This is a genomic window from Erythrobacter sp. YT30, assembly GCF_001542875.1.
In the GTDB taxonomy this organism is placed as follows: domain Bacteria; phylum Pseudomonadota; class Alphaproteobacteria; order Sphingomonadales; family Sphingomonadaceae; genus Erythrobacter.
In genome coordinates this window covers 750419-767229 of record NZ_LMAF01000001.1, presented here as the reverse complement: position 1 = coordinate 767229, position 16811 = coordinate 750419, and the positions used below count along the sequence as shown (strand labels likewise).

The 16811-nt window shown below is 57.2% G+C and carries 13 protein-coding genes; 4 read left to right on the top strand and 9 right to left on the bottom strand.

Translation table 11 applies throughout. The annotated features are described in order from the left end of the window. Positions 1–50 precede the first annotated feature (50 nt). Together AUC45_RS15675 and AUC45_RS15670 are read left to right on the top strand one after the other, a co-directional pair. The gene (locus AUC45_RS15675) at positions 51–1856 is read left to right on the top strand and encodes an MFS transporter (RefSeq protein ID WP_233998516.1); all 1806 of its coding nucleotides are present in this window, start codon (positions 51–53) and stop codon (positions 1854–1856) included. 6 nt (positions 1857–1862) lie between these two features. Beyond that, a complete protein-coding gene (locus AUC45_RS15670; protein ID WP_067598260.1) occupies positions 1863–3158 on the top strand; it encodes an MFS transporter in 1296 nt (431 codons plus the stop codon). Here AUC45_RS15670 and AUC45_RS03655 read toward each other — a convergent pair. The 8 genes from AUC45_RS03655 to purB all read right to left on the bottom strand — a co-directional run bounded on the left by AUC45_RS03655 (position 3155) and on the right by purB (position 10701). After that, entirely contained in the window at positions 3155–4462 is a 1308-nt protein-coding gene (locus AUC45_RS03655) for a folylpolyglutamate synthase/dihydrofolate synthase family protein (protein WP_067598257.1), read from the bottom strand. The two genes, AUC45_RS15670 and AUC45_RS03655, sit on opposite strands and share 4 nt — an antisense overlap. Before the next feature lie 5 nt (positions 4463–4467). Then, positions 4468–5331: an acetyl-CoA carboxylase, carboxyltransferase subunit beta gene (gene accD / locus AUC45_RS03650; protein ID WP_067598254.1), complete on the bottom strand. Its 864-nt coding sequence runs from the start codon at positions 5329–5331 to the stop codon at positions 4468–4470. Then, a complete protein-coding gene (gene trpA / locus AUC45_RS03645; RefSeq protein ID WP_067598251.1) occupies positions 5328–6110 on the bottom strand; it encodes a tryptophan synthase subunit alpha in 783 nt (260 codons plus the stop codon). Before trpA ends, accD begins: the two co-directional genes overlap by 4 nt. 259 nt (positions 6111–6369) lie before the next feature. Next, complete coding sequence (trpB, locus tag AUC45_RS03640; RefSeq protein ID WP_067598249.1) at positions 6370–7605, bottom strand: tryptophan synthase subunit beta; 1236 nt, start codon at positions 7603–7605, stop codon at positions 6370–6372. Next, positions 7602–8255, bottom strand: coding sequence for a phosphoribosylanthranilate isomerase (locus AUC45_RS03635; protein WP_067598246.1), 654 nt, complete (start codon positions 8253–8255; stop codon positions 7602–7604). The genes trpB and AUC45_RS03635 overlap by 4 nt, the downstream gene beginning before the upstream one ends. A 13-nt stretch (positions 8256–8268) precedes the next feature. Further along, entirely contained in the window at positions 8269–8943 is a 675-nt protein-coding gene (pyrF, locus tag AUC45_RS03630; protein ID WP_067598243.1) for an orotidine-5'-phosphate decarboxylase, read from the bottom strand. Continuing rightward, positions 8940–9320 (bottom strand): hypothetical protein, encoded by a 381-nt coding sequence (locus AUC45_RS03625; protein WP_067598240.1) that lies wholly within the window; start codon positions 9318–9320, stop codon positions 8940–8942. Before AUC45_RS03625 ends, pyrF begins: the two co-directional genes overlap by 4 nt. 70 nt (positions 9321–9390) lie before the next feature. After that, positions 9391–10701, bottom strand: coding sequence for an adenylosuccinate lyase (gene purB, locus AUC45_RS03620; protein WP_067598236.1), 1311 nt, complete (start codon positions 10699–10701; stop codon positions 9391–9393). A 274-nt stretch (positions 10702–10975) separates the two neighbouring features. Here purB and AUC45_RS03615 point away from each other — a divergent pair, with 274 nt between their 5' ends. After that, positions 10976–13792, top strand: a complete 2817-nt coding sequence (locus tag AUC45_RS03615; RefSeq protein WP_082700938.1) for a DUF3857 domain-containing protein — start codon at positions 10976–10978, stop codon at positions 13790–13792. Positions 13793–13870: 78 nt separating this feature from the next. Next, positions 13871–16066, top strand: a complete 2196-nt coding sequence (locus tag AUC45_RS03610) for an FAD-dependent oxidoreductase (protein ID WP_067598230.1) — start codon at positions 13871–13873, stop codon at positions 16064–16066. Here the strand turns inward: AUC45_RS03610 and radC are convergent. Next, a complete protein-coding gene (radC, locus tag AUC45_RS03605) occupies positions 16063–16731 on the bottom strand; it encodes a DNA repair protein RadC (RefSeq protein ID WP_082700963.1) in 669 nt (222 codons plus the stop codon). The genes AUC45_RS03610 and radC overlap by 4 nt on opposite strands. Between the last annotated feature and the right edge of the window lie 80 nt (positions 16732–16811).

Sequence of the window (16811 nt, the reverse complement as noted above, 5' to 3'; positions counted from 1 at the left end):
GTGGCAGAAACCGCATGCGATCTAAAGACGGGATCGAAAGGGATCACAAGTTGACCGAAGCAGTTGCCAAAAAGAAGCCCGGAATGGGCGAAGTTCTGCGTGCCATGGGGCAGCGCAAAACGGCCTTTATGGCGCTGTTCGGCTTTGCCAGTGGTTTGCCGTTCGCATTGTTTTTGGGAACGCTGTACGCTTGGCTTTCCGAAGCCGAGGTTGACCTTGAAACGATGGGCGTTTTTTCGCTCATCGGGCTAGCCTACGCTTTCCAGTTCATCTGGTCGCCTCTGGTAGATAAAATCAACATCCCGGCCTTGCGAGCATTGGGCAAGCGCAAGCAATGGATCGTCCCGATGCAGGTGATCCTTGGCATCATTCTGGTGACGCTGAGCTTGCTTGAACCCAAGACGCAGCTCGGCTGGTTTTCGCTGCTCGCAGGGATCGGCGCCTTGGCGAGCGCGACCCAGGACATTGCGATCAACGCTTGGCGTATCGATGTGGCGGACGAAAAGGCGACGCTCGATATCCTCTCGACGATTTACCAGATGGGCTTTCGCCTTGCCTCGCTATTTGGAGGGGCGCTCGGTCTGATAATCGCAGCGCGCATCGGTTGGCCAGAGACATATCTGCTGTTCGGCGCTTCGATCCTCTTGGTAGGATTTGCTGGCCTGTTTGCCCCCGATGGCGAAGGCGGCAAAGCGAGCGCAATCGGTCCGGGTGAAGACGAGATTGAAGAGCTCTATGCCGTGGGCGAAGTGCGGCGGGATGTGCGCAACAAGCATCTTGTCTGGGTGCTTGCCTTATGGGGATGGGCGCTGCTCATCCTGGGCATCTTCATGGTTCGTGCGCTCGGCGGATTTGTTCCCATGTTCCTGCCTGTCATGGAGTTTGGCAGCGGTGCCTATTTCGATTTCAACTGGCTGCTTGGCATGTTCCCACTCAATGAGAGCGGTCGGCCTGATCCGACCGATTTTACCAAATGGTTTGGCCCCTTCATCATCCTTGCGACCATCATCCTGCCGAGCATTATCGCGGCTCTCTTGCATCAAAAGCGGGTGCTCAATGAAGATGTGATCGAGGTGGGCGAGGTGAGTGCATCAAAGGGCGGCGCTCTTGACCATCTTTACCGCGCTTTGCTGGTGCCTCTGATTGAGTTTGTGGGGCGGATTGGCTGGCCGCTCATCCTTATCCTCGCGCTAGTGCTGACTTACCGCATCTGCGACGCGATCTGGGGCACGTTTGCTTATCCCTTCTATCTTGGCGAATTGCAGTACACCAATGACGAGGTTGCCTTTGCATCCAAGTTCTTTGGCGTCGGAGCAATCATCGCCGGGCTCGCACTGGGCGGATATATGCTGACCGTACTTGGGCGAATGCTGACATTGACTCTAGGTGCCTTGCTCGCCGCGCTCACCAACCTTCTATACGCAGATATGGCCGTGGGCGGCGCGAACATGCAGTGGGCGAGTGATCTTGTCGGGTTCTCCTGGCTGATCAGCACGATTGCTCCATTCGGATCCGATGCTTTGCCGCGTCTAACTTTCACCATCATGTTTGAGAACTTGGCGATTGGCATTGCGGGCGCTGCGTTCGTTGCGTGGCTCTCTTCCATTGTTTCGAAGAAATATGCGGCCGTGCAATACGCGCTGCTGTCCTCGCTCACCTTGCTGGTAGGCACGCTTGGTCGCGGCGCTTTGGGGGATATGATCGAGAACCAAGGCTATTTCGACGTTTTCGTGCTCACGACCTTTATAGGCTTTATTGCAGTCTTCCTGTGCCTTGCAGAATGGTATCGCCAATCGCGGGCAGGAGCCAAAGCCGGCGTTGTAGCGCCCGAAGCTTCCGCGCAGCCTGCCGAATAGTATCAGATGACCAAGCGCACCCTTTGGAGCGCGGCGAAACCCTATGTTGAAAAGGAAGTGCTGGCGGCTTTTGCAGTCGGCGTCTCTTCGGGCTTTCCCTATGCGATGATTGGCGCGACGCTGACGACGCGGCTGGCGCAGGACGGGATCGACATAAAGACCGTGGCTGCCTTCAGCCTCGCGTTTCTCGTCTACAATCTGAAAGTCTTTTGGGCCTGGGTGATTGACGGTGTGCGTTTGCCTTTCATCAGCGCGCTCGGGCAGCGGGTGTCTTGGATGCTGCTCGCGGGCGCTTTTGTTATCGCGGCGGTCGTCAATCTAGCGCTTGTGAACCCTGCCTCCAGCCTCACTGCCACAATCATAGCTGCTGTTCTTGTTGGCGTCGCTGGGGCGACATTCGACATTGTGATCGATGCCTACCGTATCGAAGTCTTGACGCCCGATCAGCTTGGTACGGGATCAGGCATGAACCAATATGGCTGGCGCGTAGGCTCGGCTGGCGCGGGAGCGATCGCGCTGGTTGTGGCTGCGCGACATGGTTGGGAGGCGGCCTATATTGCCTGTGCAGGGCTGGCTCTTCCCGCAATGCTGACCGCTCTTTTCATGGGCGAACCGGCGCGCCGCCAAGCACAAATTGCGCGTAAGAGGCTGGGCGATGTGTGGCGCTCAATCGCCGGGCCTTTCGAAGAGTTCTTCGCAAGACATGGGGCGTGGCTCGTCCTCGCCTTCATCCTGATACACAAGATTGGCGATACGCTTGCAAACCTGACTTTCCGCCTTCTGTTTGAGCATCTTCAATACACCAATGACGAGATAGCCTTGTACGATGTGGGCGTCGGCTTTTGGGCCTATATCATCGGCATATTCGTGGGCGGTATCATCTATGCGCAGGCAGGATTGAAGCGCTCGGTTCTGCTTGCGCTGGTGCTGATGGCGGTGTCGAATTTGAGCTTTGCAATTCTGGCCGGTGCCGGGCATTCCAATCTCGGCCTCGCTGCTGCGATAGGGTTTGAGAACCTCGCCAGTGGATATGGCGGCGTTGTTGTCGTCGCCTACTTCTCCGCGCTGTGCGATTTGCGCTTTACCGCCGCGCAATATGCACTGATTTCAGCAGGAGCGAGCATTGTCGGACGGCTGCTCACTGGCACGACAGCTGGCGCGCTGATTGAAGGCCTTGGCTATGTGCAATTCTATGTGCTGACGACTGTGCTGGCACTGCCGGGTATAGTGCTGTTTGCATGGATGATGCGGTCGGGACTGGTTGATGATGCACTGGGAAGTGCAGGGCGCGAAGGGGCCTAATCGGGTATCTCATCATTCAGTTTGAGCGCCTCACCAGCCAGATAGAGCGAACCTGCAATGAGCACCGGGAAATCATCCGATGGCAGGCTGAGCAGCGCTTCTTCCAGATTGTCAGCCGTCACCGCATCCGGTCCGAAAGCCGAGGCCGGGTGCGCATCGTGGCCGGGTACTGGAACAATCCGAAGGGACCGCACCCGGTCTCCGAGCGGATCGAGCAAAGCGCGTGGGTTCTTGTTGTCGAGCATCCCAAGGATGAGGTGCACCGGACCATCAAAATGCTTCGAAATAGCTTCGCCTGCGCTTGGATTGTGGCCCCCGTCGAGCCAGACCTGTGAAGCGGTCAGGGCAGTCAACGGTCCCGTTCTGAGATGCTGCATCCTCGCGGGCCAATTTGCGCGCATTAGGCCGAGTTCGGCAGCTTTGAATGAAACCGCTAACTTCGACTGGGCGCGGAGCATGGCAATAGCGAGACCGGCGTTCAGATACTGATGCTCGCCTGACAAGGAGGGTTTTGGAAAATCAAGCTCTCGCTCGCGCTCGCAGTACATAAACTCGCCGCTATTCCCCCCTTGTTCCAGCACATTCCACCAATCGAATAGTTCGGCGCCCTGCGATTGAGCGACAGACTCAATGGCAGCCTTTGCCTCGCGAGGATTAAGGCGCCCGCCATAAGTCACCAGCGGCGCACCCCGTTTTGCGATCCCCGCTTTTTCAAACGCAATGCGTGCTATAGGCTCCTCTGGCACGCCTTCCTCCGGCGCCAATAAAAACCTCTCATGGTCCAACCCCAAAGCCGCGATCCCGCAGGCCGCAAGAACTTCCGGTTCCAGCACATTGGTAGCATCGAGCCTCCCGCCAAGGCCCACTTCAACGACGCAAGCATCCGCTGGCACGCGCGCGAACTCGGTGAAGGCGGCAGCGATCGTGACTTCAAAGAAGCTTGGTCCCAAATCCTCGCATGTGTCCAAGACCTCTTTGAGCAGTTCAGCCAGCCGCGCATCCTCGATCAGCTTTCCCGCAACCCGGATCCGCTCATTATAGCGCACCAGATGAGGGGACGTGGTGACATGCACCTTGTACCCCTCAGCCTCCAGCATCGCGCGCAGAAAAGCACAGGTGGATCCTTTCCCATTTGTGCCAGCGACATGAAACACCGGCGGTAGCTTGCGGTGCGGATTACCGAGCCGCTCCATCATCGCGCGCATCGTCTCAAGGCCAAATCGGCCTTGCGGAACGCTCAACTTTGCGAGCCTGTCGAGTTGTGATTGAACGCGCGGATCGTCCGAGCGGCCGAAATCGGGCATTGGCCTCAGGCAGCCTTACTGCCGGTTTTCGGCGGCTGCATGTAGTCGAGCACGCTTGCAAGCGTCGCCTTCAGATCGCGGCGATGCACCACCATGTCGACCATGCCGTGCTTGTGCAAATATTCGGCGCGCTGAAAGCCTTCGGGCAGCTGCTCGCGGATCGTGTCCTGGATCACGCGCTGGCCAGCAAAACCAATCAGCGCGCCGGGTTCAGCAATCTGCACATCGCCCAGCATCGCATAGCTGGCCGTAACGCCGCCCGTGGTTGGGTCTGTAAGCACGACTATGTAAGGCAGACCTGCCGCCTTTAGACGCCGCGTCATCACAGTCGCGCGCGGCATTTGCATAAGGCTCAAAATGCCTTCCTGCATACGAGCGCCGCCCGCCGCCGTTACCACCACGAAAGCCGCCTTGCGTCGAAGCGCGCGCTCAGCCCCTGCACAAAACGCCATGCCGACAGCCATGCCCATCGATCCGCCCATAAAGCCGAAATCCTGCACACCTACGACGGCAGGCTTGCCATCAATCTCGCCTGATCCAACCACGAATGCATCATCATGCGGGTTCTTGGCGCGAGCAGCTTTGAGGCGATCGGTGTAGCGCTTGGAATCCTTGAATTTCAGAGGATCTTCGGTGACTTGTGGCAGCGGGAGCAGGTCGAAACCCTCATCAAGCAGCAGCTTCAACCGAGCATCTGCGCCAATCCGTCCATGATGCTCACACCGGGGGCAGACTGAGAGGTTCTCTTCGTACTCGGCGACAAACAGCATTTCCTGGCAATTGGAGCATTTGATCCAGAGATCTTTCTCTGTGCTCTTTTTCTCGTCGGTAAACCCGAGCGAATTGCGAACGCGGTTGAACCAGCTCATTGTTTCAAGTCTCTCATTGCAGCGACCAGCCTCTCGGTCAGCTCTTGTAGCTTGGCCGGGGCCTCATCGCCAAATTCGCCGACAAGATCCACGAGCGCAGAGCCGACGACAACGCCATCGGCCACTTTTGCGATTTCAGCTGCCTGCTCGGGCGTGCGCACACCAAAGCCGACGGCGACCGGCAGATCGGTCGCGGCTTTGAGTTTCGCGACCGCCTCCTCGATAGAGCTTTGCGCGGCCTGTTGCAGACCCGTAATCCCGGCGACCGACACGTAATAAAGAAACCCGCCCGATCCCTCGAGCACTTGCGGAAGGCGTGCAGCATCAGTGGTGGGCGTTGCAAGCCGAATAGGCGCAATACCAGCATCGCGCAGCGCCGGGCCAAGCTCGCCATCTTCTTCGGGCGGAATATCGACGCAGATGACGCCGTCCACGCCTGCCTTTACGCATTCGGATGCAAACCATTCAGGCCCGCGCCGGATCATAGGATTGGCGTATCCCATCAGGATGAGTGGGGTGTCAGGATGCCGTGCGCGGAAGTCTTTTGTGACTTGAAAGACGTCAGCAGTGGTGGTGCCTTTGCCCAATGATCGCAAATTCGCAGACTGGATCGCAGGTCCATCCGCCATCGGATCGGTAAACGGCATGCCAAGCTCAATCACATCCGCACCGCCCGCAACAAGAGCGTCGAGATTGGCCGCGGTGTCGCCGTCGCCAGCAGTTATGAAAGCGACGAAAGCGGGGTGGGGTTGAGAGAAGGCAGTTTGGAGGCGGGTCATGTCTTAGGCCGAAAATACATGAGTAGTAAGATCGCGAAAGTTGAAGCAAAGGAAGTGAAGCTTATCCAAAACTTATAGCCTTTATCAGCTGGGTGAGTAGGGCAATCTGCGAGGCACCAGATCGGCGCGTGTGGCGAACTCGAAGCTCTCTCTGAAGCATATGTCGCCCTAAAATAGGCATAATCGTAGCTGTAGCTGACAGCGAACCCAATTCCGACGAACAAAAGAACGATGGCCAAGACTGCTCGCCGGTCTCGCTTCACATCTGCACCCCAAGCTTTTCAGCCACGGTGAAGATGTCCTTATCGCCGCGTCCGCACAGGTTCATGCAGATGATCTCGTCCTCGCGCATTTGCGGGGCGCGTTTGGCGACGGCAGCCAGTGCATGGGAGGGTTCGAGGGCGGGGATAATACCCTCGGTCCGGCATAGCAGTTGAAAGCCTTCCAACGCCTCGTCATCGGTAACGGCGGTGTATTCAACGCGGCCTGTGTCTTTGAGCCAGGCATGCTCGGGGCCAATGCCGGGATAATCGAGGCCAGCGCTGATTGAATGGCCTTCAGTGATTTGGCCATCTTCGTCTTGAAGCAAGTAGGTCTTGTTGCCGTGAAGCACTCCAGGTGAGCCGCCGAGGAGGCTTGCCGCGTGTTCGTCACCATCAAGGCCGTGCCCTGCTGCTTCGACGCCGAGCATTTTTACATCGGGATCGTCCAGGAAAGGGTGGAACAGGCCCAGTGCGTTCGATCCGCCGCCAATGCACGCAATCAGCAGATCGGGCAGGCGGCCAGTGCGAGCGAGTAATTGGGCGCGCGCTTCGGTGCCGATCACGCTTTGGAAATCGCGCACCAATTCAGGGTAGGGGTGCGGGCCTGCCGCCGTGCCGATGATGTAAAACGTGTCATGCACATTCGCGACCCAATCGCGTAGCCCTTCGTTCATCGCGTCTTTGAGCGTTGCACCGCCGCTGGTGACGGGCACGACTTCCGCGCCGAGCAGCTTCATGCGGAACACGTTGGGAGATTGCCGCGCGACGTCCTCTGCGCCCATATAGATGACGCAAGGCAGGCCAAAGCGTGCGCACACGGTCGCCGTGGCAACGCCGTGCTGGCCTGCGCCTGTTTCAGCAATGATGCGGGTCTTGCCCATACGTTTCGCGAGCAGGATCTGACCGATGCAATTGTTTATCTTATGCGCGCCGGTGTGATTGAGCTCATCACGCTTGAACCAGACCTGCGCACCCATTCCCGGCTCAGCTTCTTTGCGCAGGTGCTCGGTTAGCCTCTCAGCAAAATAGAGCGGGGAGGGGCGACCGACATAGTGTTCGAGCAGGTCGTCAAATTCGGCCTGAAACGCTGGATCTTTCTGTGCAGCGCGATATTCACGCTCCAGATCAAGGATCAGCGGCATCAGCGTTTCTGCGACGTAACGTCCGCCAAATTCACCGAAATGACCGCGATCATCGGGCTGGGTGCGGAAGGAGTTGGGTTGTGTGTTCATGCTGACTTTGCCGCCTGACAGAAGGCTTTGATCTTGTCCACGTCCTTGACGCCGGGGCTGGTTTCGACACCTGATGATGTGTCGACAAGATCGGCACCTGTTAGCCTGATCGCCTCCGCCACGTTCTCTGGCGTCAACCCACCAGCAAGCCCCCATGGCACTTTGTGATCGTGCTCTTTCAAAAGCTCCCAGCGGAATGCGACACCATTGCCGCCAGGCAGTGCTTCGGTGCCATCTGAAGGTCTTGGTGCAGGCGCATCAAAGAGTAGGCGATCAACCTTGCCCTCAAACCGAGCGGATTTGGCAAGCGTATCAGCATTTCTGACACCAAGCGCCTTCCACACTTCCACTCCGCCTTTTTGCCGGACAAGATCCACCCATTCGGGCGTCTCGCGGCCGTGGAATTGGACGATATCGGGCCTTATCGCGTCAATAGCGCGGCCCGTCTCCTCAATCTGCGCGTTGACGAGCAGAAGCACGGTTTTCACTCTTCCGTCCACCATTGTGCTAAGCCGCGCCGCCGTTTCGATATCAACGTGGCGAGGGCTCTTCTCAAAATGCACCAGCCCAATATGCGTCGCACCTGCTTCAATAGCGGTATTGATGGAGAGCGGGTCCTTCAGCCCGCAGATTTTGATCTGAATTGTCATAGGTTTTCTAGGGTTAAAGCGTTGCTTCAATCGCGCGCGCTGCTACTTCTGGATCATCCGCGCGGCTGATGGGGCGGCCTATTACCAGAACGCTTGCGCCATTGTCGCGCGCTGATCTTGGGGTGACGACGCGTTTTTGATCGCCGGTGCCGCTCCCATTGGGACGCAGGCCAGGGACGACGAAGAAGCCGTCCTTCCATTGTGCATGGACTTTGCCGACTTCCTGGCCCGAGCATACGATACCGTCAAGACCCGCTTTTTGTGCCAATTCAGCGAGCCGCATCACCTGTGTTTCAGCACTGCCGTAAACGCCGGTGTCAGTGAGATCATTGGAATCGAGGCTCGTTAGAGTGGTGACGGCCACGACTTTGCACCCTTCTGCAGCGGCAGCCTTGGCATCTTCCATCATCGCGCGCCCGCCGCTTGCATGGATGGTGACAATCGCGGGTTCATAGACATGGATGGCCTGCATGGCTGCAGCGACCGTGTTGGGAATGTCGTGAAATTTCAGATCGAGGAAGATCGGCAGGCCCATATGCGCAATCTCATGGACGCCGTGGCCGCCATGCGCGCAGAAGAATTCAAGCCCCAGCTTAACGCCGCCAATGTGTGCTTTTACCTTTTCAAGTAGCGCCTTGGCCGGTTCGACCTGCGGGATATCGAGCGCGAGATAGACGGGGTTGGTCATCGGGTGCTTCCTTCTTCGGGTGATAATCCACCCGTTTCCCCCAGTTTTTCAGCAGGTTTATCCGCAGGTTCATCCACAGGCGGGGTCGAATTCAGCTCAGGATCGGGCCTGCGCGACAAAGCGTTGGATTTCATTGAGTTTTCGAGACTGCGAATGCGGCGATTAAGGCTCCATTTGACCCCGCGATGGTAGATCCAGAATGGAATGACACCGAGCAGCCAAAACGCGAGCGCTATAACGCCAACAGGCCAGTCGAAGCCAACCGGATCGGCCGACGGCCAGATTTTCACGCGCTGCGGCTCACCGTAATTGATGAGCACAAAAACGGCGACAAACACCGTCACCAAGATCCAAATTAGTGTGCGGAGGATTTGCACGTTAAACGTCCCCTACCTCTTTTCCCGAAGCCACGAACCTAGGCGATTTATCGCCCAAGTCTAGCGAGACCTAGCCGAACACGCGGGCAAAGATCGTGTCGACATGCTTGAAATGGTAGGCAAGATCGAACTTTTCTTCGAGTTCCTCCTCGCTCAGTGCGGCAGTCACCTCTGCATCCGCTTTGAGGAGATCGAGAAGCGACAATGCGCCCGAACTTTCCCAGACCTTCATCGCGTTTCTCTGTACAATGGCATAGGCATCTTCGCGGCTGACGCCGGCTTGCGTGAGAGCAAGCAGGACGCGCTGCGAATGGACGAGCCCGCCCATGCTGTCGAGATTGGCCTGCATCCGTTCTGGGTAGACCAGCAATTTCTCCACGACACCCGTCAGGCGGGCGAGCGAGAAATCAAGCGCAATGGTCGCGTCAGGCCCGATATAGCGCTCCACCGATGAGTGCGAGATATCGCGTTCATGCCAAAGCGCCACATTCTCAAGCGCGGGCATCGCGTAAGCGCGGATGATGCGCGCTTGCCCTGTCAGATTTTCGGTCAGCACAGGATTGCGCTTGTGCGGCATGGCGGAGGAGCCTTTTTGACCCTTGGAGAAGAATTCCTCCGCTTCCAGCACTTCTGTGCGCTGCAAATGGCGAATTTCGACTGCGAGCCGCTCAATAGAGCCTGCGATGACAGCAAGCGTCGCAAAATACATGGCATGACGATCACGCGGGATGACCTGAGTGCTTATGGGTTCGGGGGTGAGGCCCAGCTGTTCGGCCACATACTCTTCAACTGAAGGGTCAATATTGGCAAAGGTCCCAACCGCGCCGGATACGGCACAAGTCGCGATTTCCTTGCGCGCGGCGATCAGCCGCTCACGGCACCGATCAAACTCGGCATAAGCCTGCGCGAGCTTCAGCCCGAACGTCACCGGTTCGGCGTGGATGCCATGGCTGCGGCCGATTGTGGGTGTAAACTTGTGCTCTTCAGCCCGCGTCTTTAGCGCTGCCAGTAGCGCGTCGAGATCAGCGAGCAGGATATCGGATGCGCGCGCCAGTTGTACGGAAAGCGTCGTGTCGAGCACGTCGGAAGACGTCATGCCCTGGTGCATAAAGCGCGCTTCATCCCCAACCTGCTCTGCCACCCATGTAAGAAATGCGATCACGTCATGCTTGGTAACGGCTTCGATCGCATCGATTGCGTCTACATCTATGGCCGGATCCGTTGCCCACCAATCCCACAGAGCCTTGGCAGCGCTTTCAGGGACGACGCCGAGCTCAGCGAGCTTCTGCGTCGCGTGCGCTTCTATTTCGAACCAGATGCGGAATTTCGCCTCCGGCTCCCAAAGGGCGGACATTTCGGGGCGAGCATAACGCGGGACCATGAATAAGCTTTCTTATCGGGTTAAACCAAACAGCGATGGGGCGCGGCTATGTCGGGTGAGAACAATTGGCAAGGGTGTAGGTCTTTTGGACCGTCGTTGTCCCCACCAGCTTAACCAGGCCCGACGCCGCAACAGCTGTCCAAGCCTTTACGATTTGTATCGACCAAAAGAGTATTGTGCGACACTCGGCAAAACCGTTTGACACGCATCATGGTCGATTTAAGGTCATTGCGGGCAGGTTCACCGGGTATAGTGTTATTTTTGGGGCAGATTTATGAGATTTCGTAAGTGGCGCCGGGCCATTTCTTCGGTGACCATTTCATCGGCTGCTTTGGCATGGAGCAGCATCGCGCTTGCGGGTGAAGAACCGCTTTATGAGCCTGCGCCCGATTGGATTGATCTGGTCGATTTGGGTGAGGTTGAACGCGACGCGGCCAATTCGATGCTCGTCAACGATACCCAACTGCGGATCATTGAAGGGCAGCTGTGGGAATACCGCGATTACGTTTACAAGATTGCGAGCCTTGCAGACCTTTCGAGCGTTGGAACGCTTAAAGCGACCTGGCTGCCTGATAAGGGTGACCTGATCGTCCACGAGGTCTCAATTCTGCGCGATGGCGAAGTCATCGATGTCATTGCCCAAGGCGAAGAGATGGAAGTCCTGCGCCGGGAGCGCATGCTTGAGCAGCGTATTCTAGACGGTTCTTTGACTGCGACAATGGCAGTTCCCGGTCTGCAAGTCGGCGATGAATTGCGGCTGCGTTATTCGGTGACACTCAGGGATCAGGCGCTCGGCGACGAAGTTCAGAGCCAATACTATTTGTGGCGGGAGGAAAAGGGCGGCGGATACGGATCCGATAGCGAGGCAGACTTCGCCCGCGTTCGCGCCTCATGGCCCGATGATTTGGGTGTTCGCTATCAGGCTGGCCCCAATTACGATCTTCCGGCAGTCGAAAATGCCGATGGCTTCAACCGGATCGAGGTCATGATGCCGCTGCCCGAAGCGGACGATGTGCCGGGCGATGCGCCGCTGCGCTATCGGCAGGCGACAATGCTGCAATTGGGCACGTTTGACAGCTGGTCTGAAGTGTCGAGCGTCATGGCACCGTATTACGAGACCGATGGCGCGCTTGAAGGGCTCGATGATCTGATCGCCCGTATTGAAGAAATACGCACATCGCATTCCGGCGAATTGGAGCGGGCAGTCGCCGCGCTGGAGTTGGTGCAGGAGGACGTCCGCTATCTGCTCAATGGCCTCGATGGCGGAAACTACCTCCCGCAAAGTGTCAGCGAGACGTGGGACAAGAAATACGGCGATTGCAAAGCAAAAACCGTGATCCTGCTCGCCATCCTTGACGAATTGGGAGTCGAGGCTGAGGCGGTGCTGGTTTCGTCGAGCGGCGGCAACCTGGTTCCTGTATCGCTGCCATTGCCGGGCGCTTTCGATCACGTCCTTGTGCGCGCGAAAATCGACGGCAATCTCTACTATCTCGACGGCACGTCGCTTGGCGCGAATCTTACAACGGTCGGCAATGTGCCGAACTTCGAATACGCTCTGCCGATCCGTGCAAGCGGCGGCGATATTGAGCCGATCAAACAGCTTCTTCCCAGAGCTCCCGATGCCATCACCGAAGTGAACGTTGACGCGACTGCGGGCATTGATCTGCCCATGCTCGTGTCGATGACCGCAAAGCTCTTCGGTCCTTCAGCAGCCCAGTTCAACGCGGCTGCTGAAAAGCTGACAGAAGACCGCAAGCGCCAGATGGCGCGCGGGATGAACAACAGCCTTGCGATGATCGATTTCGACATCATCCCGGGCGATGATGACAGCGTTTCGACCATGGTCATCACCGGAATCGCAACGCCGGAGTTTCGATTTGAAGGACTGCGGGGCGAACTTGGCCTTGGCATGTTTGCAGGATCAATGGGCTTTTCGCCTAATCGATCTCGGCGTGAATGGCGGGACATTCCGGTGAGCAACAGGAGTGGGGCGAGCACTCAGTTCACCGTCAATATGACTCTGCCCGATGGTGCCAAGGGATTTGAGTTGCGCGATGCTGAACCCGTCGACGTTGAAATTGCGGGCCGCCACTACACACGCATGATTTCGCTTGATGGCGGCACTATCTCAGTCAGTGAAACGCTAACCGCAAACGGTGGAGAAACGCCTCCCGAAGCCTTCCGAGAAGAACGTCGCAAAGCCGCAGCCTTGGCAAGGCAAAAGCCAAAGCTGATCGCGCCGACGGATCTGCCGCGTGTTTGGAGATTTGCAACGCAAACGGACCGAAGCACGCTTGCACCAATAGAGGATGCTCTTGAACAGCTGATCATCAAAGATCCTGAGGAAGTGACCCCGTATCTCACGCGCGCCGCTTTCCGGTACAACACCTATGATTTCAGCGGCTCGCTTGAAGACATGGACAAGGTGGTGGAACTCGAGCCTACTGCCGAATATTTTGGTCAACGATCAACCGTGCATACGATGCTCGGCAATCACGATGCGTCACTCGCTGATCTTGAAGAAGCCTATTTGCTTGATCCACGGCCTGCACGAGCGATCAGTCTGGCATCAATGCTTGCCGTTCAGGGTAAATTTGCCGAAGCGCGCGACATCCTTGAGTATGAAGATGGCGATGAGAATGTGCGAGAAGAACTCGCCGTGTCTCTGGCCGAGCTGGACGCATTGGAAGGCCAGCGGGAAGCTGGCTTGATGCGGATCACGAATCTGCTCGCCGACAAACCCAACGATTCCTACCTTTTGAACGAGCAATGTTGGTTCATGGGCGTCTGGCAGGTCAATGTCGGTGACGGTATCTCGGTGTGCAAGAAAGCGGTCGAGAACAGCGACAACACATCAAACGCCATTGATAGCCGCGCGATGATCTTCCTGCGCAATGGCATGCTCGATGAAGCGAAAACCGATATCGCTGCAGCGCTTGACCTCAATCCCAATCAGACGGCATCGATTCTGCTCCGCGGCCTTATTCGCCTAGAGGAGGGCGATAAAGGCGGGCAGGAAGATATCGATAACGCCTTGGCCCGTGATCCAAGCCTGCGTCCAACGTACCGGCAATGGGGTTTTGAGATTTAGCGTTTTGAGCGTTTCGCCTGTTGAGGGGTGTAACCCAGACTGATTTCCTGCGAACTAAGGTGCAGGAGGAAATTGGCTATGACCAGCGCTGTTGCAGACGCGCAATCAGATGGCGCGCGTCCTTTGCAGGAGGAGCGCTTCTCACCGTTCATTCGCGTGACGCTAAGGCGTTGGACCAAATGGTATGCGGGTGGGACGGAGCTGTTCTGGCCCTTCACCGATATCACGATAAGGTTCTTCGTCGCGCTGTGGTTTTTGCGCTCGGGTCTCGTCAAAGCGGCTGATTGGGAAACGGCGGTCTATCTCGCGGCCAATGAATACCCGGTCAGTTGGATGAGCGCGCACAATGCGGCGGCGACGGGTCTTGCGATTGAGCTGATTGCGCCTTTGCTTCTGATCGCTGGGCTGTTCACCAGACCTGCTGCTTTGGCGATGGCAGCGCTCACAATCATTTCGCAAGCGGTCTACATTCCAACAACGACCAACCTGATCGTTTCGGCTATTCTCATCTGGTACGTGATCCACGGACCTGCTGCGTTCTCGATCGATCGCGCTTTGGCTTCAGGGTTCAAGAACAGCGCGCTTCCTTTGGCCCGGCCAGTGGTGGCGGCAGGCGAATGGCTGCGCGACAACGCGGCGCCGGCTTTGCTGGCGATTATCCGCATATGGCTTGGGGTCACCTTGCTTGCCTATGCGGACGTGATCGAGCCGCCGATCAGTGTTCAAACCTGGCTTCCGATGACGGTTTTCTGGGGTTTTCCCGATTGGTTGGCTTTGATCACCGCTGTTCTGTTTATCGCAGGGATTGGGGCAGGAATTGTATCCTATCTCCTGTTCTTCCTGATCGGCTTTTTCATGATCGCCGGCGCGCATCCCAACATAACCTTTTTCCCCTTTCTGCTGCTCGCCATTTACGAAGCGAAAGGGGCCGGCTTCTTGTCAGTAGATAGAGCGATCTGGGGCTGGCTTGAACGCAATATCCTGTTTGATCGCGACTATGCCGACATTCCCGATAGCTGGCCGCACATCGTAGTTGTGGGCGCTGGTTTTGGAGGTCTTGCAGCCGTCAATCGGCTCAAGCGCTTGCCCGTGCGGATCACTTTGATCGACAAACGCAATTATCACCTGTTCCAACCGCTGCTTTATCAAATCGCCACCGCAACGCTGAACCCTTCCGATATTGCAACTCCCATTCGCAGCCTGTTCCGCTCTGATGGCAATGTCCGCGTGTTAAAAGGCGAGGTGGCAGGTGTCGATAAAGAGGAAAAGACGATCACTCTGGCGCACGGTGAGACGTTGGTTTTCGACAAACTGGTCATCGCAACGGGCGCGACGCACAGCTATTTTGGCAAGGATGAGTGGGGCAAATTTGCGCCTGGTCTCAAGACTGTCGAAGATGGCGTGGCTGTGCGCGGAACAATCCTTAATGCCTTCGAAGAGGCGGAAGCTAGCGATGATCCAGAGCGGATAAAACGCCTATTGACCTTCGTGATCGTCGGGGCAGGGCCCACCGGTGTTGAGCTGGCCGGCGCGATAGCGGAATTGGCGAAAATCAACGTTGCGCGCGAGTTCCGCACGGTCGATCCCGCCACGGCGCGCGTCGTTTTGGTGCAATCGGGCGACCGCATTCTGCCAGCTTTTCCCAAAGATTTGTCAGCAAAAGCAGCCGCCTCGCTTGAGGCTTTGGGAGTTGAAATCAGACTTGGCAGCCGGGTAACCGAAATCGCTGAACGCCATGTGCGCATTGGCGATGACGCTCGGATTGAAACCGAGACAGTGCTTTGGGCTGCTGGCGTTGCAGCATCTCCCGCTGCGCGTTGGCTTGGCGTGGAAAGCGATCGGTCTGGCCGCATCGCAGTTGATGACCACTTGCGAGTTCAATCAGGCGAGGGCTCATTGCAGGATATCTTTGCTATCGGTGACACGGCGGGAAGCACGGCATGGGACGGCAAACCCGTTCCAGGCCTTGCTCCAGCGGCGAAACAGGCAGGCACCCATGTCGCAAACGTTGTTGAGCGCGAATTGCTCGGAAAATCCAAGCCCAAGCCCTTCGTCTACAAGCACCAGGGCAGTCTAGCTACAATCGGGCGCAAGTCCGCTGTTGCCGACTTTGGCCGCTTCCACTTGTCGGGCGCGAAGGCCTGGTGGTTGTGGGGCCTCGTGCATGTCAGTTTTCTTTCCGGCGCACGAAACCGTGTGACGGTTGTCATCAATTGGCTTTGGAGCTTTTTCGCGCAGCACTCCGGCGTACGACTGATTACAGAGCGAAACTAGATAAGACCTTTCGCGCGAAGGCTGACATGCCCCTCACGCCCGATAATCACGTGATCATGCAACGTAACGCCCAGCAGGCGACCCGCTTCTGCGATCTGGTTTGTGATCTGGATGTCCGCGCGACTTGGCTCTGGATTACCGCTGGGGTGATTGTGAACCAGAATTAGCGCCGCCGCGCCAACATCCATCGCCCGGCGGATGACTTCGCGAGGATGGACCGAGGCTTCATCGATTGATCCTTCAGCTGCGTGATGATCATCAATCAGGCGGTTCTTTGTATCGAGATAAAGAACGCGTACCCGCTCGACTTTCAAATGCGCCATATCAATGGCGAGATAGTCGATCAGCGCCTGCCAACTTGACAGCACCGGCTTTTCGCTCACCTCACTGCGGGCCATTCTTCGAGCGGCGAGATTAACGGCTTTTAAGGCCGCTGCAGTTGTTTCGCCCACACCTTTCACCCGCTGAAGGGCATGTGGATCGGCGTTGAGGACGTCTGAAAGCGTGCCAAATTGCTTCAAAAGCTCTTTTGCGACAGGCTTCGTGTCGCCCTGCCGAACGCCTGCGAACAGCAAATATTCTAGCACTTCATAATCGGCGAGCGCTTCTGCGCCGCCTTTCAAAAGGCGCGCGCGCAGGCGAGATCGGTGGCCATGGCCCGCCATTTTGCTGGACTCAGACTTCGCCGCGGTCGTGTTGCCGAACGCGTTATCGAAATCAAAAGTGCCCTCCCGCTCCGCCAAAG